The organism is Lentzea sp. NBC_00516, from assembly GCF_036346835.1.
GTDB classification, from domain to species: Bacteria; Actinomycetota; Actinomycetes; order Mycobacteriales; family Pseudonocardiaceae; genus Lentzea; species Lentzea sokolovensis.
Genome location: NZ_CP107840.1, coordinates 1,968,528 through 1,991,307 on the forward strand (window position 1 = coordinate 1,968,528; position 22,780 = coordinate 1,991,307).

24 protein-coding genes and 1 pseudogene are annotated in these 22,780 nt (G+C 69.3%); 5 read left to right on the forward strand and 20 right to left on the reverse strand.

All coding sequences use genetic code 11. The annotated features are described in order from the left end of the window. The first annotated feature begins 63 nt into the window (after window positions 1-63). Window positions 64-2,271: an NACHT domain-containing protein gene (locus OG205_RS08855; protein WP_330275762.1), complete on the forward strand. Its 2,208-nt coding sequence runs from the start codon at window positions 64-66 to the stop codon at window positions 2,269-2,271. Here the strand turns inward: OG205_RS08855 and OG205_RS08860 are convergent. The 3 genes from OG205_RS08860 to OG205_RS08870 form a co-directional block, all read right to left on the reverse strand. Beyond that, window positions 2,246-5,401, reverse strand: a complete 3,156-nt coding sequence (locus OG205_RS08860) for a S8 family serine peptidase (protein WP_330275763.1) — start codon at window positions 5,399-5,401, stop codon at window positions 2,246-2,248. The genes OG205_RS08855 and OG205_RS08860 overlap by 26 nt on opposite strands. Window positions 5,402-5,496: 95 nt before the next feature. Continuing rightward, window positions 5,497-6,189: an aspartate/glutamate racemase family protein gene (locus tag OG205_RS08865; RefSeq protein WP_330275764.1), complete on the reverse strand. Its 693-nt coding sequence runs from the start codon at window positions 6,187-6,189 to the stop codon at window positions 5,497-5,499. Between the two features lie 8 nt (window positions 6,190-6,197). After that, window positions 6,198-6,752 carry a TIGR03086 family metal-binding protein gene (locus OG205_RS08870; protein ID WP_330275765.1) on the reverse strand — a complete coding sequence of 185 codons (555 nt, stop codon included), beginning with the start codon at window positions 6,750-6,752 and terminating at the stop codon, window positions 6,198-6,200. Window positions 6,753-6,818: 66 nt separating this feature from the next. On the opposite strand from OG205_RS08870, the gene OG205_RS08875 reads away from it, so the two are divergent. Next, a complete protein-coding gene (locus OG205_RS08875; protein WP_330275766.1) occupies window positions 6,819-7,589 on the forward strand; it encodes an AraC family transcriptional regulator in 771 nt (256 codons plus the stop codon). Here the strand turns inward: OG205_RS08875 and OG205_RS08880 are convergent. Next, window positions 7,582-8,004 carry a VOC family protein gene (locus OG205_RS08880; protein WP_330275767.1) on the reverse strand — a complete coding sequence of 141 codons (423 nt, stop codon included), beginning with the start codon at window positions 8,002-8,004 and terminating at the stop codon, window positions 7,582-7,584. The genes OG205_RS08875 and OG205_RS08880 overlap by 8 nt on opposite strands. Window positions 8,005-8,128: 124 nt before the next feature. Here OG205_RS08880 and OG205_RS08885 point away from each other — a divergent pair, with 124 nt between their 5' ends. Further along, window positions 8,129-8,719, forward strand: a complete 591-nt coding sequence (locus OG205_RS08885) for a LysE family translocator (protein ID WP_330275768.1) — start codon at window positions 8,129-8,131, stop codon at window positions 8,717-8,719. A 7-nt stretch (window positions 8,720-8,726) separates the two neighbouring features. On the opposite strand, the gene OG205_RS08890 is transcribed toward OG205_RS08885, so the two are convergent. From OG205_RS08890 to OG205_RS08920, 7 genes are all read right to left on the reverse strand, one after another. Next, on the reverse strand, window positions 8,727-9,485 hold the full coding sequence (locus tag OG205_RS08890; protein ID WP_330275769.1) for a GNAT family N-acetyltransferase: 759 nt from the start codon (window positions 9,483-9,485) through the stop codon (window positions 8,727-8,729). 2 nt (window positions 9,486-9,487) lie between these two features. Next, window positions 9,488-10,732: an RNA polymerase sigma factor gene (locus OG205_RS08895; protein ID WP_330275770.1), complete on the reverse strand. Its 1,245-nt coding sequence runs from the start codon at window positions 10,730-10,732 to the stop codon at window positions 9,488-9,490. A 7-nt stretch (window positions 10,733-10,739) separates the two neighbouring features. Beyond that, the gene (locus tag OG205_RS08900; protein ID WP_330275771.1) at window positions 10,740-10,970 is read right to left on the reverse strand and encodes a hypothetical protein; all 231 of its coding nucleotides are present in this window, start codon (window positions 10,968-10,970) and stop codon (window positions 10,740-10,742) included. Between the two features lie 63 nt (window positions 10,971-11,033). Then, window positions 11,034-11,870 (reverse strand): NAD(P)H-binding protein, encoded by an 837-nt coding sequence (locus tag OG205_RS08905; protein ID WP_330275772.1) that lies wholly within the window; start codon window positions 11,868-11,870, stop codon window positions 11,034-11,036. Continuing rightward, window positions 11,867-12,622 carry a TetR/AcrR family transcriptional regulator gene (locus OG205_RS08910; RefSeq protein WP_330275773.1) on the reverse strand — a complete coding sequence of 252 codons (756 nt, stop codon included), beginning with the start codon at window positions 12,620-12,622 and terminating at the stop codon, window positions 11,867-11,869. The genes OG205_RS08905 and OG205_RS08910 overlap by 4 nt, the downstream gene beginning before the upstream one ends. A gap of 66 nt (window positions 12,623-12,688) precedes the next feature. Further along, window positions 12,689-13,276 (reverse strand): GDSL-type esterase/lipase family protein, encoded by a 588-nt coding sequence (locus OG205_RS08915; RefSeq protein WP_330275774.1) that lies wholly within the window; start codon window positions 13,274-13,276, stop codon window positions 12,689-12,691. A 37-nt stretch (window positions 13,277-13,313) separates the two neighbouring features. Continuing rightward, window positions 13,314-14,210 (reverse strand): alpha/beta fold hydrolase, encoded by an 897-nt coding sequence (locus OG205_RS08920; protein ID WP_330275775.1) that lies wholly within the window; start codon window positions 14,208-14,210, stop codon window positions 13,314-13,316. Between the two features lie 81 nt (window positions 14,211-14,291). Between OG205_RS08920 and OG205_RS08925 the strand changes: the two genes are divergently transcribed. Beyond that, the gene (locus tag OG205_RS08925) at window positions 14,292-14,858 is read left to right on the forward strand and encodes a TetR/AcrR family transcriptional regulator (protein ID WP_330275776.1); all 567 of its coding nucleotides are present in this window, start codon (window positions 14,292-14,294) and stop codon (window positions 14,856-14,858) included. A gap of 154 nt (window positions 14,859-15,012) precedes the next feature. On the opposite strand, the gene OG205_RS08930 is transcribed toward OG205_RS08925, so the two are convergent. The 9 genes and pseudogenes from OG205_RS08930 to OG205_RS08970 all read right to left on the reverse strand — a co-directional run bounded on the left by OG205_RS08930 (window position 15,013) and on the right by OG205_RS08970 (window position 21,939). Further along, a complete protein-coding gene (locus OG205_RS08930) occupies window positions 15,013-15,168 on the reverse strand; it encodes a hypothetical protein (protein WP_330275777.1) in 156 nt (51 codons plus the stop codon). A gap of 87 nt (window positions 15,169-15,255) precedes the next feature. Continuing rightward, on the reverse strand, window positions 15,256-15,765 hold the full coding sequence (locus tag OG205_RS08935; RefSeq protein WP_330275778.1) for a general stress protein: 510 nt from the start codon (window positions 15,763-15,765) through the stop codon (window positions 15,256-15,258). Between the two features lie 37 nt (window positions 15,766-15,802). Next, the gene (locus tag OG205_RS08940; RefSeq protein ID WP_330275779.1) at window positions 15,803-16,579 is read right to left on the reverse strand and encodes an arylamine N-acetyltransferase family protein; all 777 of its coding nucleotides are present in this window, start codon (window positions 16,577-16,579) and stop codon (window positions 15,803-15,805) included. Next, a complete protein-coding gene (locus tag OG205_RS08945; protein ID WP_330275780.1) occupies window positions 16,557-17,066 on the reverse strand; it encodes a GNAT family N-acetyltransferase in 510 nt (169 codons plus the stop codon). Before OG205_RS08945 ends, OG205_RS08940 begins: the two co-directional genes overlap by 23 nt. Continuing rightward, entirely contained in the window at window positions 17,048-18,424 is a 1,377-nt protein-coding gene (locus tag OG205_RS08950) for an MFS transporter (RefSeq protein ID WP_330278132.1), read from the reverse strand. The genes OG205_RS08945 and OG205_RS08950 overlap by 19 nt, the downstream gene beginning before the upstream one ends. A gap of 125 nt (window positions 18,425-18,549) precedes the next feature. Next, a complete protein-coding gene (locus OG205_RS08955; protein WP_330275781.1) occupies window positions 18,550-19,707 on the reverse strand; it encodes an RNA-guided endonuclease InsQ/TnpB family protein in 1,158 nt (385 codons plus the stop codon). Window positions 19,708-19,803: 96 nt separating this feature from the next. Next, a pseudogene (locus OG205_RS08960) lies at window positions 19,804-20,022 on the reverse strand (MFS transporter); the annotation flags it as partial. An 85-nt stretch (window positions 20,023-20,107) separates the two neighbouring features. After that, window positions 20,108-21,364 carry a hypothetical protein gene (locus tag OG205_RS08965; RefSeq protein ID WP_330275782.1) on the reverse strand — a complete coding sequence of 419 codons (1,257 nt, stop codon included), beginning with the start codon at window positions 21,362-21,364 and terminating at the stop codon, window positions 20,108-20,110. After that, window positions 21,361-21,939, reverse strand: a complete 579-nt coding sequence (locus OG205_RS08970) for an RNA polymerase sigma factor (protein WP_330275783.1) — start codon at window positions 21,937-21,939, stop codon at window positions 21,361-21,363. The genes OG205_RS08965 and OG205_RS08970 overlap by 4 nt, the downstream gene beginning before the upstream one ends. Before the next feature lie 84 nt (window positions 21,940-22,023). Between OG205_RS08970 and OG205_RS08975 the strand changes: the two genes are divergently transcribed. Beyond that, entirely contained in the window at window positions 22,024-22,317 is a 294-nt protein-coding gene (locus tag OG205_RS08975) for a hypothetical protein (protein WP_330275784.1), read from the forward strand. Window positions 22,318-22,780: the final 463 nt, after the last annotated feature.

The following is a 22,780-nucleotide window of genomic DNA, read 5'->3' on the forward strand; positions in this document are numbered from 1 at the left end:
CATCTGTGCCGACGCTGCCGATAAGGTCCGCGGCGGGGAGTGGAAATCAGAAAGAGGGGGCCGATGGTGGCACGCACGTTCGGAGAGGCGTTGAGCGAGTTCCGGGTCCGCGCATTGCTGACCCAGGAAGGACTCGCCGGTCGTTCGGAAGTCGCCGTCCGCACGATTCGCCGTTACGAGAGCGGTGAGCGCGCCAATCCGCAGGCGTCGACCGTGAAACAGCTGGCAGACGCCTTACCGTTGTCCGAGGCCGAGCGGAAAGCGTTCTTCGCGCTGGCGACCGGACAGAAACCGGAACAGGTTCGCGTGCCCATGCAGTCGACTCGGCAGGACCAGGCAGCCGATGAACTCGCGACGCACGTGCGAATTCGATTGCGCCGGGAATACGAACACGAACAGGTCCACGATCCTTTTCCGTTGCCGGTGCGCTGGGAGCACGTGTTCGGTGAGCTGAGCGACCACGCGGAGAACATCGACGCCCAGCCGCTCGACGGCGGGTTCGGGGAGATCGCCGCGGTCTACCGGCGTGTGCCGACCGGCAGGCTGGTGGTGCTGGGCGCCGCCGGTTCGGGCAAGACGGTGCTGGCCACCCGGTTGACGCTGGACCTGCTGCGCGACCGCGAACCCGGCAGGCCCGTGCCTGTGCTCGTCGGCATCGCCATGTGGGACCCCCGCCGGATCGAGTTCCGCGCATGGCTGTCCGAACTGCTCGTCCGCGACTACCCGGACCTGGCGGCCACCGCGACCGGATCGCTGACGCTGGCCGCCGAACTCGTCGGCACCGACCTGATCCTGCCGGTGCTCGACGGCTTCGACGAGATGGCGGCGAGCCTGCGCGGCCTGGCGTTGCAGCAGCTCAGCCGCACGGATCTCCCGCTGGTGCTGACGAGCAGGCCCGCCGAGTACGAGAACGCGGTCACCGCCGACGTCCTCACCCGCGCCGCCGTCATCCGGCTGGACGTGCTGACCCCGGCGGACCTGGCCGAATACCTGCCGCGCGCCACGCCCTCCGGCCTCGCCGCGGCGAGGTGGCGTCCGGTGCTCGCGAAACTGGACACCTCGGACATCGTCGCCGCCGCGCTGCGCACACCGCTGATGGTCTCCCTCGCCAGGTCGATCTACCGCGACACCTCCGGCCGCGACCCGGCGGAACTGCTGGACACCGGCCAGTTCCCCGCCATCAGCGACGTCGAGGAGCACCTGCTCGGCAGCTACCTGCCCAGCCGGTACGACGAGCCGGGCGGGCGCTGGCGTCTCGACCAGGTGCGGCGCTGGCTGGGGCACCTCGCGCGGCACGGCGAGCCCGGCATCGCGTGGTGGGGACTCGGCACGTCGCTGTGGTCCCAAGCCGTCGTGGTCGCACTCGTGTCGACGTTGGCGATCACGGTGATCTACATCGTGGTCGGCGCTCCGCTGACCGTGTTGCTGTACGGCGTGACCTATCCGGAGGGCCTGCGCCGGCAGCTCTCCGGCGGCCTGTTCAACGGTGCCGTCGCCGGTCCGGTGCTCGGCGTGGCGCACGGCCTCATCCGGCACTTCCGGCTGATCGCCCCGAGTCCGTCCCGCCTCCGGCCGAGGCTCGGCAGGGCCGGCGCGATCCCGCTCGCCCAGGTGCGTTCGAGGGTGGTCACCGCGTTCGTCGGCGGATCTGGTTTCGGTGCCGCGGGCGGCTTGCTGACCGCGCTGTCCGGCACGACCACCCTGCGCGCCGGCGTCGTGCTCGGTGCGGTGTTCGCCGTCGTCTTCGGCACCGCCGCCGCGGCCGCCATCGGCACTCTGGCGTGGTTCGAGGCACCCGCCGACGCCGACGCGGCGGCGAGCCCGGGTGACTCGCTCAAGGCCAACCGCGAGTCGGCGCTCACCCAGATGGTGCTGGGAGGCCTGGTGTTCGGGCTGACGGCGGGGCTGGGTTCCTACGTGTTCGGTGACGTGATCATCGACTTCGCCGGCTCCGGCAGGTACACGGCGCTGAACTACGCGCTCGGCGTAGGCGCGATCAACTGGATCACCGGCTCACTGGTCTACCTGGTGACCGTGTCCGCGTGGGGTCACTGGCTGATCATCGCCAGGCTGTGGCTCCCGCTCACCGGCAGGCTGCCGTGGCGGCTGCGCACGTTCCTCGACGACGCCTACGACCGAGGCGTGCTGCGGCAGTCCGGGCCTGTCTGGGAGTTCCGGCACGAACGGCTGCAGCGACACCTCGCCGAGCCGGTGAGGGGCCGGGCGGACCCGGCCCCTCACGCGGTCACTTCAGGTCGTACGCGCGGATGATCGTCTGCTGGACGTCACCGCCCGCGTCCGCCGCCCGAGCCTTGAACGACACGTTCTTGGCGCCGTGCGGGTGGATCAGCGTGACCTGCCAGCCGGCGCGCGTCTTGCGCAGTGGCACCGGCTTCCAGGTCTTGCCCTCGTCGTAGGACACCTGCACAGCGGGGTCCTTGATGTTCGTGACGGGGCCCGTTCCGTTGCGCTCCACCGTGATCGGCACGGTGACGACGCGTCCGGCGCGGTTGTTCGCGTCGAGCTGCGGCGCGAACCGGACCGCGAGCAGCGGCACCGACTTGTACATGTCACCGGCGACGAACTCGGAGTAGAACGACCAGTCCGCGGTCACCTTCGACGAGAACGAGTCGCGGGTCGCCTCGGTGTGGACGGTGTAGCGCTTCTTCTCCGCCGGCGCGTCCGGGACGTTGCCGTACCCGGCCTCCGGCTGGTCGGAGATGACCTTGCCGTCCAGCGTGATGGTGGTGCGGCCGGTGGTCGGCGAGGAGTACCCGTACATGCCCTGCGAGCCGTGCACGGGCAGGTCGAGGCGCAGCAGGTTGCCCACGCGTCCGGCGAAGCGCACGGTCCCCGGGGCGTGCGGTACACCGGGCCCGTAGACGGCGCTGTTCCAGTGCTCGGTCGTGGTGCGGCCGAGCTTGAACACCCGCGGTGCGACCGAGTACTGCGAGCCGAGAGCGGGCCACTCGCCGAGCTTCGTGAACTCGGTCAGCCCGCCGGACCAGTCGACGCCCGGCGTGTAGAACTCCTTGAGCCGCAACGGCAGCGGGCCGGAGGCACCGTTGTCGCGCTGGCCGATCGAACCCGGCACACGGGCGTGCGTGATGGAGTCGACCTTGGCCAGTTCACGGTCCTTGACGGAGCGCTGCAGGTTCTCCGGCACGCGGGTCTTCTCGCTGATCCGCACGTGGTACTGGTACGGGCTGCCGTCGAACTTGCCGTTGGCGTCCGGCTTTGCCTGCACGGTCTCGGCGTAGAACTCGAACTTCGGCCACGACGTCTTCGACGGGCGGACGCGGATCGAGTCGAACGAGTTGAGGTACCAGGTGCCGCCGGTCGCGCCCCAGTTGGCCTGCATCAGGAACCCGAGACCCGCCTGCGCGGCCTTGGCGTCCTTCTGCTCGACCGCGATCACCGGCTGGGTGCCCTGCCGTGCGTCGAACACGACCTCGGTGTTGCCGGTGACCTCCAGCGCCGGTTCGGTCAGCGTGGTGGTCAGGCCGCCCTTGGTCGGGTCGGGGTCACGGGTGTTGATCGTGCCGTCGAGGAAGAACTTGCCCTTGGGCAGGCGCTGCACGAGCGTGCCGGACGGGTCGAAGCGGAAGTACGCCTGCGGCTGGTCGAGGCTGACGAACCGGTAGTCGTAGCTCGGTGTCGGCTTGCCGTTGTGGTCGAGGAACGTGAGCTTCACGTCGTAGCTCTCGACCTCCTTCACCACGCCGATCGGCACCCGCACGCCGTCGGAGGACAGGACCACCGCGCCGTAGACGCCGTCCGCGACGGCGGCCTTCGTGTCGGCGGTGACCGTGGCGTCGGCCGTTCCACCGGCGGGGATCGTCAGCTTCGCCGGCGAGACGCTGAACAGGCCGGCTCCGGCGGGCTTCACCTCGGCGACGCTGAGATCGACCGTCACGTCGGACGCGCCGTTGTTGCGGTAGGTCAGCTTCTGCGTGATGGGCTTGTCGTCGTCGTGCGGCCACACCGCGGTGCCCAGCGAGAAGCTGCCGTGGTTCGTGGAGACCCCGGCGGACACGGCACGGCCGACGTCGAGACGTCCGGCGCCCTGCTCGTAGATGCTCAGCGACGGGTTGGGCTTGGCGCTGTTCATCAGCGCGGCCTTGATGTCCTCCGCCTTCCACGCCGGGTTCTTCGAGGCGAGGATCGCCGCGGCACCCGCCACGTGCGGGGTGGCCATCGACGTGCCGGACATCGAGACGTGTCCTTCGTCGACGGGCGTGCCGATCTGGCCGTTCTTGGCCTTGGCGGCCACGATGTCGACGCCCGGCGCGGTGATGTCGGGCTTCACGGCGTTGTTCACCCAGCGCGGGCCGCGCGAGGAGAACTCGGCGAGCGTGTCGTCGCGGTTCACGGCGCCGACGGTGAGGGCCGCGTCGGCGGATCCCGGCGAGCCGATGGCGCCACCGGAGTTGCCGGCGGCGACGACGAACAACGCGCCGGTCTGCGCGGTGATCTGGTTGAGCGCCAGCGACATCGGGTCGGTGCCCTCGTCGGGCCACGAGCTGCCGAGGCTCATGTTGACGACCTTGGCCTTGGCCGCGGCCCACTCCATGCCGGCGATGATGTCGCTCTCCCGGCCGCCGCCGTAGTCGCCGAGCACCTTGCCGTTGATGAGCTTCGCGTCGGGCGCGATGCCCTTGTACTTGCCGTCGCCCGTGACGGTCGACGCGACGTGCGTGCCGTGGCCGAGGCGGTCGTCGGTGCTGTCGCTGTCGCTGAAGTTCTTCGACTCCACGACGGCGCCCGCGAGATCAGGGTGGGTCTCGTCGACGCCGGTGTCGAGGATCGCGACGGTGACGTCCTTGCCGGTGAAGCCCTTCTCCCACGCCTGGGGTGCGCCGACCTGCGCGGCGCTGCGATCCAGTGACGCGGTGACCTTGCCGTCGAGCCAGATCCTGCCGGTGCCCGCCGCCCGGACACCGGCCCAGAACGAGCCGTTCTTGCCGACCTCGATCGCCCGAGCGTCGATGCTCGGCAACGACTCGGCGTTCGCCGCGCTGATCCCCTGCCCCTGCACGATCAGCGGAAGCGTCTTGCTGGACGCGTCGTCGTAGCCGGATCTGGCCAGCAGCGAGACGTCGAACAGCCGTGCGTCCAGTTCGCCCGTGTTGAGTCTGTGCTGGGCGTCGAGCGGGACGACGTGCAGGTCGCCGCGCGGGTCCTTGAAGCTGCGGAACCCGACGGTCTCCCTGCCCTGTGCCGCTCTGGCGTGGACCTTGCCGTTGGAGACGGTGACCTCGTCACCGGTGATGAGGGTGACCTTGGTGGTCAGCCCGTCGGCGCGTACCTCTTGTTCCTGTGGCGCCGCCGAAACAGGAACGGCTGCCGTGGCGGCAACCACGACAGCCGTCAGCCCGGCAGCGAGATGTGATCGTTTCAAGCGAACTCCCCTTAGTTCACCGAGGAGGGAATAGCCCTCAGTGACTAAGACACTCCGCACGGTTGCGGCGTTGCTGGGTGTTCCGCATCACATGTTCACAGATTTGCCTGGATTGCCCGTTCGACGGCCGCCTCGACGTGCAGGCGGGTGGTCGGGAACACCGGAATCGGCACGTCAGCCTGGGAGAGCAGCAGTTCGATCTCGGTGCAGCCGAGGATGACGCCCTCCGCCCCTTCGAACCGTGCGATCACGTCTTGATAGGCGCGCCGGGACTGCTCGCGGACGATGCCGAGGCACAACTCGTCGTAGATGATCCGGTGCACGGTCGCCTGGTCCTCGGCCGAGGGCACCAGGACCTTCAGGCCGTGCGACTCCAGGCGTTCGCGGTAGAACGGCTGGTCCATGGTGAAGCCGGTGCCGAGCAGGCCGACCGTGCCGAAGCCGGCCTGCCCGATGGCCTGCGCCGTCGTGTCGCCGAGGTGGACCACCGGGATGTCGACGGCGGCCTGGACCTGGTCGAACACCTTGTGCATGGTGTTGGTGCAGATCAGCAGGAAGTCGGCGCCGCCTGCCTGCACCTGCGCGGCGGCTTCGGCGAGCGCCTTGCCCGCGTCGTCCCAGCGGCCCTCGGCCTGCATGCGTTCGATCTCGGCGAAGTCGACCGAGTGCAGCACGATCTTCGCGGAGTGCAGGCCGCCGAGCCGTTCGCGTACGAGTACGTTCGCGAGCCGGTAGTACTCCGCGCTGCTTTCCCAGCTCATTCCGCCCAGCATCCCGATCGTCAGCATGCGACCAGTCAAGCACTCCAGCGCGGGTCGCGGCCGGTGGTGGCCAGGAGCTGCTCGAACGGCGACGCGTCCGCCGGTGCCTCGACGGGTGCCTTGAACACGTTCATCTCGATGGCCATCGGGCCCATCTGCTTCACCAGGCCTTCGACCTCGGTGAACACCTCGGGGTCGGGCTCGAAGCGCTGGCCGGTGGCCTGGGCGAGGTCGGAGACGTGGACGGTGAGGTCGAGCAGGACCAGGCCGCCGACCGTCTGCGCGGGCATCTGCATGTTGCCGGCGATGCCCTCGGTCGCGCCGGGCTGACCCCAGGCCTCGACGAGCTTCGCGGACTCGGCGGGGTACTGCTCGCGCCAGTCCGGGTAGGACGGCGTGTGGCTGAAGTCGGCGTCCTGCTTCGCGGCGAGTTTCTGGAACTCCACGACGACGTGCAGCAGGTGGTCGAGCAGGGCGCGGACGTCGTAGTCGGCGCACGGGGTGGGCTTGGTCAGGTCGTCGTCGGTGATGTTCGCGATGACGGGCAGTGCGTGGTCGCGGGCTCGGTCGAGCAGAACGCTGAGCTTCATGGTCGCGAGCCTATTTTCGTGCGTCTCGCCGTTCTTGAAGAAACGCGCCAACCTAGGATCTGGGCTGTGCAGGGGCCACGCCGGGACACACGGGGGATCATCGACGCGCGCGAGCTTTTCGCCCGCGTGCGGTTTCGCCGCCGCATGCCGTGCGTCGAGTTGCAGCCGTACCTGGAGCACTACTGGCTGATCGACGGTCAGCTGGACGCGCCGTACACCTCGCACGTCGTGCCGCACCCGTCGGTGAACGTCGTCTTCGAGCGCGGCTTCGCCCAGCCGGAGATCGCCGGCGTGGGGCTGGGGCTGTTCAGCCGTGTGCTGGACGGGCGGATCCGGGTGGCGGGCGTGCAGTTCCGGCCGGGAGGGTTCCGGCCGTTCCGCGCCGAGCCGGTGTCGGAGTGGACCGGGCGGCACGTGCGGCTCGACGCTCCATCGTCGCTGGTGCTGGACGTGGAGGACGAAGACGAGCGGGTGGCCGCGCTCGACGCGTTCCTGCTGTCGATGGGGCCCGTGCCCGATCCGCAGGCGACGCTGGCGATGGAACTGGTGCAAAGGATCCGGGACGACCGCGAGATCCGGCGGGTCTCGGACTTCGCGCGGGACTGCGGTGTCGCGGTGCGCACGATGCAACGGCTGTTCGCGGACTACGTCGGGGTGAGCCCGAAGTGGGTCATCCTGCGGTACCGCATCCACGAGGCGCTGGAACGCGCCGAGTCGGACGTGGAATGGGCGCACCTGGCCGCTGACCTCGGGTACAGCGACCAGGCCCACCTCGTCCGGGACTTCACGCAGACCGTGGGTGTCTCCCCTACGGCGTACGCGCGGGCGCTCAATTGAAGTACTGGCACAGCTCGACGAGGATTCCCTCGGGGCCGCGGACGTAGCAGGTCCGGAGCATGTTCTCGTACGTCTCGACGTTCCTGACCAGCTCGGCGCCGTGCGGCTTCAGGCGGGCGAGGGTGTCGTCGAGGTCGTCGATGACGAAGGCGATGTGCCGCAGCCCGAGAGCGTTGATCGGCGCGTGCGAGCTGCCGTCGATGCTCTCAGGGGTCTGGAACTGGCTGAACTCGATCCGGTACTGGTCGTCCGGCGTCTTCATCATGGCGATGTCGCTGTTGGAGCCGTCGAGCCCGATGACGCCGTCGACGAACTCGCCCTCCATGTGCGCCTTGCCCTCCAGCTCCATGCCGAGCGCCTCGAAGAACGCGACGGCGGCCGCGAGGTCGGTGACGGTCATTCCCACGTGGTGCATGCTCTTGATGCTCATGTCCCTGGGACGGAGCCCACGACCGATCCTCGACATCGAAAGTGGTCCAACTTCACGGCGAGTTTTTGGCTCTCCTGCCTGGACCGCTTTGACGGCAGAGTTCACCGGCATGAGCCTCGCATTCCTGATCACGACGTTGATCGCGGTCGCCACACCCGGCACCGGCGTGCTGTACACGCTGTCCGCCGGTCTCGCGCACGGCCGCAAGGCGAGCGTGGTCGCCGCGTTCGGCTGCACGCTGGGGATCGTGCCGCACGTGCTGGCCACGGTCACCGGGCTGGCGGCGCTGCTGCACGCGAGCGCGCTGGCGTTCGAGATCGTGAAGTACCTCGGTGTCGCGTACCTGGTCTACCTGGCGTGGGCGACGTTGCGGGACAAGAGCGACCTCGTCGTGGACACCGAGGCGGCACCGGCGTCGGCGCGCAAGGTCGTGGTGTCGGCGGTGCTGATCAACCTGCTCAACCCGAAGCTGACGATCTTCTTCGTGGCGTTCCTGCCGCAGTTCGCGACCGGCTTCGGGCAGATGGTGACGCTGAGCGCGGTGTTTATGGCGCTGACGTTCGTGGTCTTCGCCGTCTACGGGGTGTTCGCGGCGTCGATGCGCGACCGGGTGCTGGCCCGGCCGCGCGTGATGGTGTGGCTGCGCCGGTTCTTCGCGGCGTCGTTCGCGGCGCTGGGCCTGAAGCTGGCGCTCAGCTGACGCCGAATCAGGACCTCGCCCACGCCGCGCGTCGCTCCAGACGGAACCCCGCCCTCTGCAGATTCGCGGCGCTCACCGACTCGGGACGAGCCGTTGCCACCGCCAGCACGCAACCCGCCTCGGCGGCCACACGGAGGCGGTGGCGCAACAACAGCGACTGCGCGCCCCGGCCCCGGCACGCGGGCAAGGTCGAGGCGCCTCCCAGCACGGCGACATCGCCGTGGATCGTCATGGCGGCAGCGGCGATCGGCGTTCCTCCCGCCACGGCCAGGAACCGCCGCATCATCGGCAGCCGATGTTCGGCCCGGATGAACGCCGCGACCGGCCCGCCGACCTCGTATCCGGCCAGCAGCACCTCCACGAACGCGTCGGCCGCACGCGCTGCGACCACGTCGAGGCCGGCACCTTCCTCGGGGCTGGGCTGAACGGTCAGCCGGTTGACCGCCACCAGACGGTCGGCCATGCGTGCGAACCCCGCCGTCACCAGCGCGTTCTCCGCCGCCACTGCCGGCTCAGCCGGCACCACCAGCGTCGGCTTGACGCCTCGCCAGTCTGCTGCGTCGACCAGGTCGATCGCGGCGGGCACCGTCTCGCCCGACACCGTCGAGAGAAATCCCAGCGCGGGATCCGTGGCCAGCACGGCCATCGCCCCCGCCTGCTCCCACACGCGAAATCGGCCCGGCACACCGGCCTCCGACGCGGCGTCGCAGGCCCACCCCGCGCGGCGATGCAACGCGCGCACCGCCCTGCTCACCTCCGACGACACGGCTAGCAGGCGGCGGCGCGTTCGAGCAAGAACGTCCGCTCACGTTCGTTGCGGGTGAGCGAGGCGGCCTTCTCGAACTCCACCTTCGCCTCCGCGTTGCGCCCGAGCTTCGCCAGGAAGTCGCCGCGCACGCTGGGCAGCAGGTGGTAGCCCTGCAACGCCTTCTCGCCCGCGATCTCGTCGACCAGCGCGAGGCCGGCGGCGGGCCCGAAGGCCATCGACAACGCCACCGCACGGTTGAGCTCGACGATCGGGGACGGCGAGATCCCCGCGAGCACCTGGTAGAGGGTGGCGATGCGCTGCCAGTCGGTGTCCTCGGCCTTGCGCGCACGGCCGTGACACGCGGCGAGAGCGGCCTGCACGTAGTAGGGGCCGGGCGGTTGGTTGAGGGCTTCGGCGCGTTCGAGGGCCTTGAGGCCGCGGCCGATGAGCAGCCAGTCCCAGCGGCCGCGGTCCTGTTCGAGCAGCAGCACGGGTTCGCCGCCGGGGCCGGTGCGGGCCTTGGAGCGGGAGGCCTGGATCTCCATCAGCGCCACCAGGCCGTGGACCTCGGCCTCCTTCGGCGCGAGTTCGGCGAGCACGCGGCCGAGCCTGAGCGCTTCGGCGCACAGTTCGGGACGCAGCCAGTCGTCGCCCTGGGTGGCGGAGTAGCCCTCGTTGAAGATCAGGTAGATGACTTCGAGCACCGACGCGAGCCTGGTGGCGAGTTCGGGGCCTTCGGGCACCTCGAACGGCACCCCGGCGTCGGCCAGGGCCTTCTTGGCGCGCACGATGCGCTGGGCGACGGTCGCGTCGCTGACCAGGAACGCGCGGGCGATCTCCTCGGTCTTGAGACCGCCCAGCATCTTCAGCGTGAGCGCGACCCGCGCCTCGGTGCCCAGGACCGGGTGGCAGGCGGTGAACATCAGGCTCAGGAGGTCGTCGCCGATCTCGTCCTCGATGCCGTCACCGGCATCGGGCGTGGCCTCCTGGACGTCGCGGCCGATCTCCTCGACCTTGCGGTTGAAGTTCTCGCGCCGGCGGATCTGGTCGATCGCACGCCGCTTCGCCGTCGTGGTCAGCCAGGCGCCGGGATTCTTCGGCACGCCTTCCGCCGGCCACTGTTCCAGGGCCGCGACCAGCGCGTCCTGGGCCATCTCCTCGGCGAGTCCGACGTCGCGGGTGTACCGGGCCAGCGCGGCGATGACCTTCGCCGACTCCATTCGCCAGACCGCGTCGATGGTGCGATGCACCGAGGTAGCCCCCATGGGGGCATCAGACCACAGCCACCTGACGTATTTCCACGACGCACGCCGGAAGGCAGATGCGCCGGATCCGTTCGACCGCTTCCTCCTGGTCGCGGACGTCGATCAGCCAGTACCCCGACACCCCGTACGCGCCGGGCACGAGGTCTCCGGCGTCGAGCAGGACGCCCGCGCGCACGAGCGCGTCCCCGTGCCGTGCCGCCAACGGTCTCGGGCTCCTGACGAACACCATGAACCGCACCGGGCCTCCTCGTTCGCCGTCTACCGGTACGTCGAACGAGGAGGTGCGGAATCGACCCGATGATCAGCCCCGGAAGTCGGCCGCGTGATCGCGCGCCCACTGCTCGAACGTCCGGTACGGCTTGCCGGTGAGCTTCTCGTAGTCCGGCGACACGACGAACTCGTAGTCGGAGAAGTCGTCGGCCTCGCCACCCTCGTAGCCGCCGAGGCCGAGGATGTAGCGGGCGATCTCCTCGGGCCAGCCGACGCTCACGTAGTAGGCGAGCGCCTCGTCGGCGGTGACGTCCTGGAACGTCAGTTCCCGGCCGATCGCGGCGCCGATGTCGCGGGCCATGTCCCGCTGGGTGAGTTGCGGCGGTCCGGACAGGTCGTAGGCCCTGCCCGCGTGACCGTCCTCCTGCAGCACCCTGATCGCGGCGTCGGCGATGTCGGCCTCGTGGATCGGCTGGCCGAACCCGTCCGGCTCGGGGTGCACGATCGTGCCGTCCGCACGGATCGACGGACCCCAGAGGTCGATCTTGTTGGCCGCGAACTCGCCGGGCCGCAGGTGCGTCCACTCGACGCCGGACGCCTCCACGGCCTGCTCGACCGGCAGGTGGTGGCTGGTGTCGTAGCCGTAGGTCACCGCGCCCGACGACAGCGTCACGATCTTGCGCACGCCTGCCCGCACCGCGCGGTCGACCACGGCCTGCGCGGTCGGCGGGTGCACGAACAGGTACAGCTTCTCCACGCCGTCGAACGGAATGCTGTCCGGGTCGTCGAGGTCGGCCTTCACCACGTCGACGTGGGCAGGGAAGTCCGCCTTGGCCGGATCCCGGGTGATCGCCCGCACCGGACCGGTGAGCCCTCGCACCACCAACCGCCCGACGTTGCCCGTCGCGCCGGTCACCAGCGTCGTCATCGCATGCCCCCTTCGATGCCGTCCAGCAGTTTGTCGAGCCCGTAGTCGAACGAGCTGCGCATGTTGTCCGCGAGCGTGCCCGCGGTGTCGTAGGCGCCGGCGTTCCACAGCGCCGTCATCGCCGGGTAGCGCTCGACGTCGAAGTAGTCGTCCCAGAACACCTGCCGTGCGCCCCACCACGAGTCACCGGACTCACCGGTCACCGCGGCGAGCTGCTGATCGTCCACTTCGGACGCCGCCGCGCCGTGCACGAACCCCTCGACCGCAACGTGCGCGACGGTGACCTGCCTCGGTTCCAGTCCGGAGTCGGCGAGCGCGGCCAGCACGAACTCCTGCCCGTCCATCAGTCCCGGCCCGAGCGGCGGCCGCACCATCGACACGTCCCGCATCCACGGATGTGCCTGGTAGACCGCACGCGTGCGGTCGGCGTAGTGCTTGACGCGTTCACGCCACGTGCCCTCGGCCGCGAGGTCGCGCTCCTGCAACACCGCGTCGGCCATGAGGTCGATCAACTCGCCCTTGCCGGGCACGTGCGTGTAGAGCGACATCGTGCCGACGGCCAGTTCCTGCGCCACACGAGCCATCGACATCGCGCCGAGCCCCTCGCGGTCGGCCACCGCGATCGCCGCGGTGACGATCTGGTCGACGCTCACCTTGGGCTTCCTGCCGACCGGCTTCGGCTCCGCCGGTGTGCGCCAGAGCAGCGCGAGCGTCCTGGCAGGGTCTCCCCCGCCGCTGCGTTCGGCGGCCATCCGTCCACCCCATTTCCGTAGGCCATACGGAAACAATACCGTACGCCCTACGGAAATAGGTCCGGTTTAGGCGACGAGCTCCAGCCACGCCTCCGCGAGAGCGCTGTGACCTGCGGCTGTCGGATGCACGCCGTCCTCAGCCCAGTGCTCTGGCGGCCTGCGCGCGGACAGTTCGGTGAACATGCGGTCGGCCTCCAGCAGCTCCGCGCCGTACTCGCGGGCGAGCGCGCGCACGACCCCGATCTTCGGCTCCAGGTCTTCACGCCACTGCTTGCGCTCCTGCTCACCGATCCGCATCCCACCGGCCTCGACCACGCCGTCGACCGCCAGGAGGAAAGGCTCGATGAGGATCAGCCGCGTGCCGGCGTCGGCGAGGGGCGTGAGCAGGCGGCGGTAGGTCGCGGCGAGGATCGAGAGGACGTCGGGGCGTGCGTCGAGCACGTTGGCCTGCCAGCGGGCTTCGAGGTCGGCCGTCGTGTCGCCGCGGTAGCCGGTGTTCAGCCAGGTCAGGGGCCGGTCGGGGTGCTCGAAGGCCCACCGGCCCGCCACCTGCAGCGGGTAGGCGGCCCGGTCGTCGCCGTCCTGGCGCCAGAGGCCGGTGATCGAGTCGCCGGTGAACATCACGGTGCTCGCGGGGTTGAGAGTGATCGTCACACCGCAGACCCTGACGAGGCTCCCTGGCAGACGCCGCTCACCGCGCTGGCAGCCCGCTGGCGAGGAAGTCCCGCAGGATCTCGGTGAACCGCTCCGGCTGCTCCTCGGCCACGTAATGGCCGCAGTCGTCGATGACCACCTCGGTGACGTCGTCGGCAGCCAGCCGCATCGTCTCGGCGACCAACGCGCCGCTGTACCGCGCGCCGCCGACGGCGAGCACCGGCAGCGTCAGCCGGGTCTCCTTCCGCTGCTCGTTCTGCGCGATCGTCTCGTCCAGTGCCCGGTAGTACGCGAAGCTCGCCCGCAGCCCGCGAGGATCCGCGACGATCGCGTCGACGTAGACATCGACGGCGTACGCGGGAATCGGCATGGCGGCCTTCGTGGCGAACTGGTGGCCGAAGAAGAGATGCTCCCGCCCCCGGACCAGCTCCTCGTTGAGGCCGGTGAGCCGGTTGAAGCCGAAGTGCCAGAGCCGCTGGTTGACCGCGGCTGGACTGAAGACCGACGGAATCGGCGTGAGACCGGGGATGACGGCGTCGACGACGGCGAGCCTGCCCACCCGTTCGGGGTGGTCGGCGGCGAGGGCGTATCCGGTCCACATGCCGATGTCGTGGCCGACCACGTCGAACCGGTCGTGCCCGAGCGCGGCCATCAGCGCGACCAGATCGGCGGCCAGCGTGCCGGCGTCGTAACCGTCGTCGGGTTTGTCGGAGAGCCCGGCCCCGCGCGAGTCGACGGCGACGACGGTGTGCTCGCGGGCGAGCGCGGGCATCACTTCCCTCCAGGCGTACCAGGTCTGCGGCCACCCGCCGACCAGCAGCAGCGGCGGGCCGTTCCCGCCGGTGACCGCGTGCAGCCGCAGTCCGTCCAGCTGCACGAACTGGCTGACGAAGACGTCGGTGAACCCGTCGGGCAGCCGCAGCGAACTCAACATGGAACGATCGGTACAACTTGTCATGGCGGCGACCCTACGCATATTGGAACGATCGGTGCAAGATGTGTAGGCTGATGAACCATGGTGGGCCGCAAGCAGTTCGACGTGGACGAGGCGCTACGACGCGCGATGCACGTCTTCTGGCGCTGGGGCTATTCGGAGGCCTCGATCGACCGCCTCACCGAGGGCACCGGCCTGGGCAGGAGCTCGCTCTACAGCACCTTCGGCGACAAGAGCGCCCTCTTCCGGAAAAGCCTCGAACGGTACGCGCAGACCTACCACCCGCTGTACGACCAGGCGCTGTCCGGCCCGCACCCGAGCCCGAGCGCCGTCGTGGCCGCCTACCTGCAGGTCACGCTGAACCGCATCGCCGACCCGGCGGTCCCGGACGGCTGCCTGCTCACGGTGTCGGCAACGCAGATCCCGGCCCTCGACGCGGAGGGCCAGGCGGTGGTCCGCGCCATGATCGACGGTGTGCGGGCGATGCTGGAGCAGGCGTTGCTAGCAGCGGGAGCCGATGAGCAGGAGGCGGCGGAACTGGCGTTGTGCACGCTGGCGACGAACAAGTCCCTGGCGGTGCTGAGCCGCGCCGGCTTCTCGGACGAAGAGCTGGCAACCGTCGCCGCGGCCGCCGCCCGTGTCCCCTGAGAGACCGCGTCGGAGGAGATCTTCGGCTCCGAGTACACCTCGCGCGTAAACACGAGCCCAGTGGCCCGGCACAGCCGCTCCGGCGTCCGAACCCGGAACCCGCGCGACTCCAGGTGCTCGCGCATCACGTCAGGAGCGCGGTCCCCGATCGCGGTCACCTCGCGCGAGCAGTTGCCGGAACCGCAGTAGCCACTGCCTTCGGCGACGCGCAGCCCGGACGGCGCCGGCACACGACCGCCGCGATCACCGGGTAGAGCCAGTACACCCCGACTTCCGAGGGCCGCGCGACGATCTCCCCCAGGGTGGACATGCCGCCAGTAAAGCGGAAACGCCGCCCCGATCTTCGGGACGGCGTTTCCTCGTGGCGGGAACGGATGTCAGGCTGCCAGGCGGGTGGTCAGGAACGCCAGGCCAGCGTCGCGAGCATTTCCTTGCCGCGTTCGGCGCTGCGCGGGGCGCTGAGCACGTCGTAGCGGCCACCTACGAGCTGGGTGACCGAGGCGAAGTCGCGACGGCCGCCGGTCGCCTTGTAGCGCACGGCCGCGCTCGCGAGGCCGAAGACCGTACCGAAGACGAGACCCGCGATGATCGGGGCGAGGGCGCCGCCGGTCGAGAAGAAACCGAGCAGCAGACCCACGAACAGACCGAACCAGGCACCCGACGCGGCGCCCGCGCCGAGGACGCGGCCCCAGGTCAGGCGGCCGGTCACGCGTTCGACGATCATCGGCTCGACGCCGACGATGGTGACGTCCGCGACCGGGAAGTCGTTGTCCGCCAGGTGGTCCACGGCCCGCTGGGCCTCTTCGTAGGTCCCGTAGGAACCAATGGGCCAGCCGGTGGGCGGAGTGGGCAGTGCGTTGACGCCCGTGGAATTTGCTCCCGTGGCGAACGGAGTCGCGGTGGTCATTTCCAACACCTCCGAATTGCGATCCCTACACCTGGTATTACGAACGCGGCCCCTCGGTTGTTCCCAGAGTTGAGCTGATGTGACTCAGCTCCCTGTCGGTAAGCGTGATGTCCAGCGATTCCAGTGTTTTTCCGAGGTCGTCTACCTGAGAATTCTCAGGTTTCTCACCGGCGTGCTCGACGGTGAGCGTCATTCCGACCAGACGGCGGCTCAGGCCCGGTTCGAGACGCATGACGACGAGCTGGCGGCTGAACGGCGACCGCTCGTGCGTGGCGACGTAGTAGTTGGAGGCCATGTAGTCGACGGGCAGCTGTTCGACGTCGGTCTCGAACGCGTGCTGCCGCTCCCAGCCGTCCGCCGTCTGCTTCTCCAGCACCCAGCGGTTGTCCTCGCGGCGCAGCCGGTGCGGCCATCCGGCCTGGTCCACGATCGCGCCGTCGACCAGCGGCATCGGGTGCAGCATTCCGGCGCCGAACCCGACGTCGATGAGCTGGTCGTCGACGATGGACATGAAGTGCGTGCGCGGGCCGGTCTTCACGCGGCTCATCTGCCTGCCGACGGTGTGCCCGAGACGCTCCAGCACGGCCGTGAACAGCAGCTGGTGTTCGAAGCAGTAGCCGCCGCGGCGGCGTCGGACCATCTTGTCCTGGATGTCGCCGAGGTCGAGTGACGGCACATGGCCGAGTAACACGTCGATGTTCTCGAACGGAATGGCGCGCACGTGCGCTTCGTGCAACTCCGTCAGCGAACTCGACGCCGAGGTCCCCGTGCGCGCGAAGTACGCGTCCAAATCAAGCAATTCCGTCTGCCACATGGCCTTCCCCCTGAACTCGTTGCCACTCTTCTTTTGTCAGCGCGTACTCGACCTCTCCGTATTCCGCGCCGGGCAACGGATCGGGGAAGTCGACGTGGAACGTGCGGACGTGCCGCAGCCCGCACTTCTCCATCACGCGCCGCGATCCGGCGTTGACGAACATCGTGGTGGCGACGACGCGCCGCACTCCGCCCGTGGCGAACCCGCGTTCGATCAGGGCCTTCCCGCCCTCGGTGGCGTAGCCGAGGCCCCAGAACTCGCGGTGCAGCCGGTAGCCGAGCTCGACCTCGTCGGTTCCCTTGAACTCGAACCAGCCGACGAACCGACCGCTGTCCTTCTCGCGGGCCGCGAGGAAGCTGTCGCCGAGGTAGTGCTCGACCGGGGCCGGATCGAGGTACCGCATGACCTCGGGGTCGGCGTGCAGCGCGCGCAGTGAGTCCACGTCGGACTCGGCGAGCGGGCGCAGCGTCAGTCGTTGCGTTTCCACGAGGAGATCGTGCCGCACTTGAGCGAGGCGATCGCGGCCAGCAGGCACAGCACGATGGCGAAGCCGAACGCGATCGCGAGGCCCTGGGCGAACGGCCCGGAGATCAGGCTCGGGAAGAACCCGCGTCCGGTGAGGAACGCGGCCTGGTCCGGCGGCAGCGTCGCGAGCTGGTCGCCGAGCAGCTGCTGGATGGGGTTGTAGCCGAGGAACGCCGCGAACAGCACGGCCACCGCGGGCAGTGCCGCGACCTGGGCCGCGGCGGCCGGAGCGACGCCGTGCTCGACCAGGCCGGTGCGCATCGCGCCGGGCAGGGACTGGGAGAACCCGACGATGATCAGGCTGAAGAAGAACCCGATCGACAGCACCATCGCGGTGTTCTGGAAGGTGGTCATCATGCCGCTGCCCGAGCCGCGGGCGTTGGCGGGCAACGAGTTCATGACCTCTGCGCGGTTGGGCGAGGAGAACATGCCCATGCCGATGCCGGTGAACACCAGGATCAGCGCGAACTCCCAGTACGGGAAGTCGACGGGCAGGGCGATGAGCAGCGCGAACGTCACCGCGGTGAGCACGTTGCCCGCGAACGCGAGCGCCCTGCTGCCCAGGCGGTCGGACAGGATGCCGGCGGTGGGCGCGGCGAGCAGGAACCCGACGGTCATCGGCAGCATGTAGATGCCGGCCCACAGCGGCGTCTCCTCGTAGGAGTAGCCGTGCAGCGGCAGCCAGATGCCCTGCAGCCAGATGATCAGGATGAACTGCAGCCCGCCGCGTCCGAGCGCCGAGGCGAAGTTCGCGATGTTGCCCCACGTGAAGGACGGCAGCCGGAACAGGCGCAGGTCGAACAGCGGGTTGGGCACGCGGTGCTCGATCACGACGAACGCCGCCAGCACCGCGAGCCCGCCGATGAGGCAGGTCAGCACGAACGGGCTGGTCCAGCCGGTCTGGGAGGTGCCGTGCGGCTGGATGCCGTAGGTGATCCCGACCAGCAGCACGATCAGGCCGACGCCGAAGGTGATGTTGCCCCACCAGTCCATCTCGGCGTGACGGCGTTCGCCGGTGTCGTGCAGCTTCAGGTACGCCCAGACCGTGCCGAACAGGCCGAACGGCACGGACACGATGAAGATCAGGTTCCAGTTGACCGGCGCCAGCAGGCCGCCGACCACGAGGCCGAGGAACGACCCCGCGATCGCCGCCACGCCGTTGATGCCCAGGGCCATGCCGCGCTGGGTGACCGGGAAGGCGTCGGCCAGGATCGCCGAGGAGTTCGCCATCAGGAACGCCCCGCCGACGCCCTGCACGATCCGCCAGCCGATCAGCCACAGCGCGGCGGCGTCACCGCCGAACCAGGTGATCGCGAGCATCACCGAGGAGAACGTCAACTTCTCGCCTCTGAAGGGGCCGAGCTTGCGCCCGGTTTCTTCAAGCCGAGTCGCGTTCCTCGTCCGCCACTGGTTGTGGTGTGCGGGCCGCATCTACCTGCAACTGCTCAGGCGGCAGCGGGTAAGGGCACGTTGACAAGTACCCACGCGCGCCGTGCCCGATCACGGATGTTCACGGCGGCGACGACGTCGGCGGGTCCAGCGAGACCGCACCGGCGACACGAGAACCGGTCCCTGGTGGGCCGGTTCGAACGGGACGTGTGCTTGCACCTGGGGCACATTTGCGAGGTGTAGCGGGCGTCCACCAGCAGCACCGGCACACCGGACCGGCGGGCTTTGTAGGTGATGTGCTGTTCGAGCTGGTGGAACGGCCACGAGGACTGGGTGGCTCGCTGGTGCCGGTGCAGCCGTACCCGGTCGCGGATGCCGTGGAGTTCCTCCAGGGCGATACCACGGCCAGTGCGTTCGGCAACAGCCACGATGTCCTTGGCGATACGGTGGTTGACGTGCGTCGCGTGCCGAGCCTCTTTGCGGGCTCGCTTCTTCAGGCGACGGTGGGCGGACTTGGTGCGCCTGGCCTGCAACTCGGCGCGTTTGCGGGCGTGCCAGCGGCGGTACCGCTGCAGGCGGCGGCCCTGGAAGTTGTCCAGGTCCGAGGTGGTGGCCAGGTTGGTGATACCCCGGTCGACACCGATCCAGTCGGCGGGCTCGAACACCTCCGGCTCGGGCACCTCGCAGGTGGCGATCAGAAACCACATGCCGTCGCGGAACAGCAGGTCCGACTCGCCCTGACGGTGAGCACGCAGTGTCATCAGCTGGTCCGGCGAGCAGGCGAACCGGAGGTCCTTCACCCTGCCCATGGCCGTCCAGATGCTGACCGTTCGCGCGTCCAGCTGCCACGACAGGCAGCGGTCGTCGAACGGCTGCGCCGCCCACCGGCGAAACGAGATCGGCTTCGACCCGGCCTTGACGCGGCGCCGGGACTTCTCTCCGCCGAGGTTTCCAGCCCTGATCGCGGCCTGCAGGGTGGCGTAGGCATCGACGACTTTCTTCACCACCCGCACCGCAGGCTGTGCCGACAGACCGAACCGATCCTTGACGTCGTGGTAGCAGAGCTTCTGCAACTCGTTACGGGACTTCACGTTCCGCTCGAACGCCACCCTCGATGTGTAGTCCGCAGCCTCGTTGCAGGCATGCAGGGTCGCCGCCAGCGCCGCCGCCTGGACGGGCGTCGGCAGCAGCTTCACCTGCACCACCAGCTTCACACAGACGACCCTATCGAACGCGTGTTCGGTCGGCGTCGGAGCATCGACTTCCTCCCGGCCGTGAATGGCCGGGATTCCGCCGACAAACCATTAGATGAAGATCGCGAACCCCAGGTTGTACATGCGGGCCCGGCCGTACATGTCCCCCAGCCGCCCGAAGCTGACCACCAGCACCGCCGTGACGACCAGGAAACCCATGATCATCCACAGCAGGTAGCCGGTGTTGGCCGGGTCGAGCGGGTTGATCGCGATGCCCTTGAAGATGTCGGGCAACGCGATCAGCACGATGGAGGAGTTGATCGTGGCGATGAGCATGCCCAGCGTGGTGTTGGACAGCGCGATCCACTTGTACCCGGCCGGAGCCGCCTGCACAGTCACTTCGCCATGCTAACCAACCTGTCTACGACGGGTTCTGCGGCGTGATCGTCTCGAGTACGTTCCCGGCGGCGTCGCGCACGACCACGCGGGCCTCCGGATGGCGGTCGAGCAGCTTCGCGGCCAGCACGAACGTGCCGTTGCCCAGCGTCGCGGGCACGTCGGCCGCGCCGGGACTCGTGTAGGTGATCGAGGCGACCCGAGGGTCGAGGACCAGGCCGATGGCCGCGGCGCTGGTGCTGCCGCCGTCGTAGTACTCCCCCTGTTCGTTCACCTTGTACGGCTTGAAGTCGTAGAACGCCGTCATCCCCGCGATGGTCTGGCCGCGGTACTCGGTCAGGTCGTCCAGGTCGAACACCGTGCCGGGCGACGGGTCGTTGTCGGCGTCACGGCAGTAGAACAGCAGGTCGCCGAACCGGCCGGTGATCATCGTGTCGGTGGCGCTGACCTTGGCCGTGAGGCCGTGCGCGAACTGGCCGGGGTCCGGGACCGCCCTGTCCTTCAGGCAGGCGCCGAACCGCTGGGCCTCCGCCGTGTCGCGTGCCACCGGCGGCAGTGGGCGGTCCACGACGGACGCGGTGGGCTTCGGAACTCCCCGCACGGCGAACTCCTCGCCGTTGACCAGTGCTTTCGTGCCGGTTTCCGCCCTCTGGAAGCCGCTGGGCGCGAGGAACAGGCCGTCCACGAGGGCGGGCAGCGTGTTGTTCTCGCCGGAGGCGGCGATCCGGGACAGGCTCAGGAACTTCACGTCGCCCGAGACGATGCCCGCCATGGCGCCGGTCGGCGTGATGAAGAGGATCTCCACCTGGCGCCGCCCCTCGGGCACGGCGGGGTTCGGCGCGGAGATCGTCGTCGTGGTCGCGGTGTTCGCGCAGAAGAAGACGCCGGCCGCCGTGCGGAACGCGGTGAGCACCGTGCCGTTCTTGTGGCTGGTCGCCATCGGCGTCCATTCGGAGGCGGGCGTGTGGGCCGTGGCCGCCGCGGCGCAGCGGGCCAGCACGTCGGGGTCGACCTTGTCGCGTTCGACGTGGTTGACGATCCCGCGGTCCTTGCCGACGAACTCGCCGTTGTGCTGCACGGGCGGTTCGGCGACGTCGGCTGAGCTGCCGAGCAGTGTCTGGCTGGCGAAGACGGCGCCGGCGGCGAGCATGCTCACGCCCGCGGCGATCAGGATCGGCCTGCCGTTGCGGGCGGCGGGGTGCATGCCTTCGGAGAGACGCTGACGGGCGCGCATGCGGACGTCGTCGGGCAGTGCGCGGTGTTCGGGCAGCTGGTCGATCACGGGGTGTCCTCGGGGGTCAGGTCGCGCAGCCGGGCGCGGGTGCGGGAGACGCGGGCGCGGACGCTCGACTCGGTGATGCCGAGGAGCGCGGCGGCGTCGGCGGTGGACATGTCGCCCAGCAGGCAGAGCTGGGCGATCTCGCGTTCGGAGGCCGGCAGCTTCGCGATCGCGGCCACCACGGCGGCGAGGCGGCGTTGGGCGTCGGTGCGGGCGGCGACGTCGTCGGCGTGGTCGCGTTCGTCCTGCGGCGTCAGCTTCGTGACCAGCCGCAGGGCTCTGCGCGAGGCCCGCCACTCGGTGCGGGCCCGGTTCGCGGTCACCGTGTAGAGCCACGGCAGCGCAGAGTCGCGCACCAGCTGGGCGTCGCCGCGTTTGCGCCACGCGGTCAGGAACGTCGCGGAGAGCAGGTCCTCGGCCTGCGACCAGGAGGCCGTCAGCCGGTAGGCGTAGTTCCAGACCGCTTCGGCGTGGCGTTCGAAGAGCTCGGTGAACGCGGCGTGGTCGCCTTTCGCGATCTGCTCCCAGAGGCGCGTGTCGGGCGGCCCGACGTTCGCACGCTCGGTCGTCTCAGTCATCACACTCCGCCTGGGGCCGTCACGGCCCAGTGTGCTGCGTGACGCGCGTCACTCGACGCCGGGGAGCCGCCCCTCATTCGAGGCGTGAATGACACCGATGGCAAGATCTTCGCCGTGCCGATCGAGCAGAAGCAGCCCGGCAATGTCGAGGCGGAGACCCAGGTGTTCGCGAAGATCACGATCCCCGTGCAGGACGCGGCGACGATTCCCGGAGTTTCCCCGGTGACGCCCGCTCCGGTGACACCCGCTCCCGCGGCGGTCGCTCCGCCGGCCCCCGCACCGGCGGCGACCACCGCGGCGCAGGATCGTCAGTCCAAGTCGCGGACCCGGCGGTTGGCCCGCCGGATCCTCGGCCCGACCTTGATGACGAAGAAATAGGGCTCAGCGACACCTATCTGTCGGGGACCTGTCCCAGTCCCCCGCAGACCCGGCAGGCGGTCCGGTCCTCGTTGAGTCCAGAACCAAGGCAACGGCTGCACTCCTTCACAGAAGAACAGTGTCCGCTTCTACTCCGAGTGGGGGCAGCCGCCAAGCAGGGACCCTCCCGGCAATAATGGGTGACCCCCACCGTTCACGCTCGGTGATCAAGCCTGGGTGGACGGTCCGGCCGGAATCTCGTTGGCGCGTGCGACATTGCCTGCGACGATGCCTCTGCTTTCCCCGTGCGGAAGCCTCCACCAGCCGGAGCACCCGCGCGGGCACGGGTGCGACATCTCGTGCAGCACAAGGCCTTCCGGACCGGGAACGGGTTGTTGCCACGACATCGTTCCGGACCCTGCGCACAGCAGGCAGGTGTCCTCTTCACACTCCACACCTGTAAGTACTCCACAGGGGACACTTC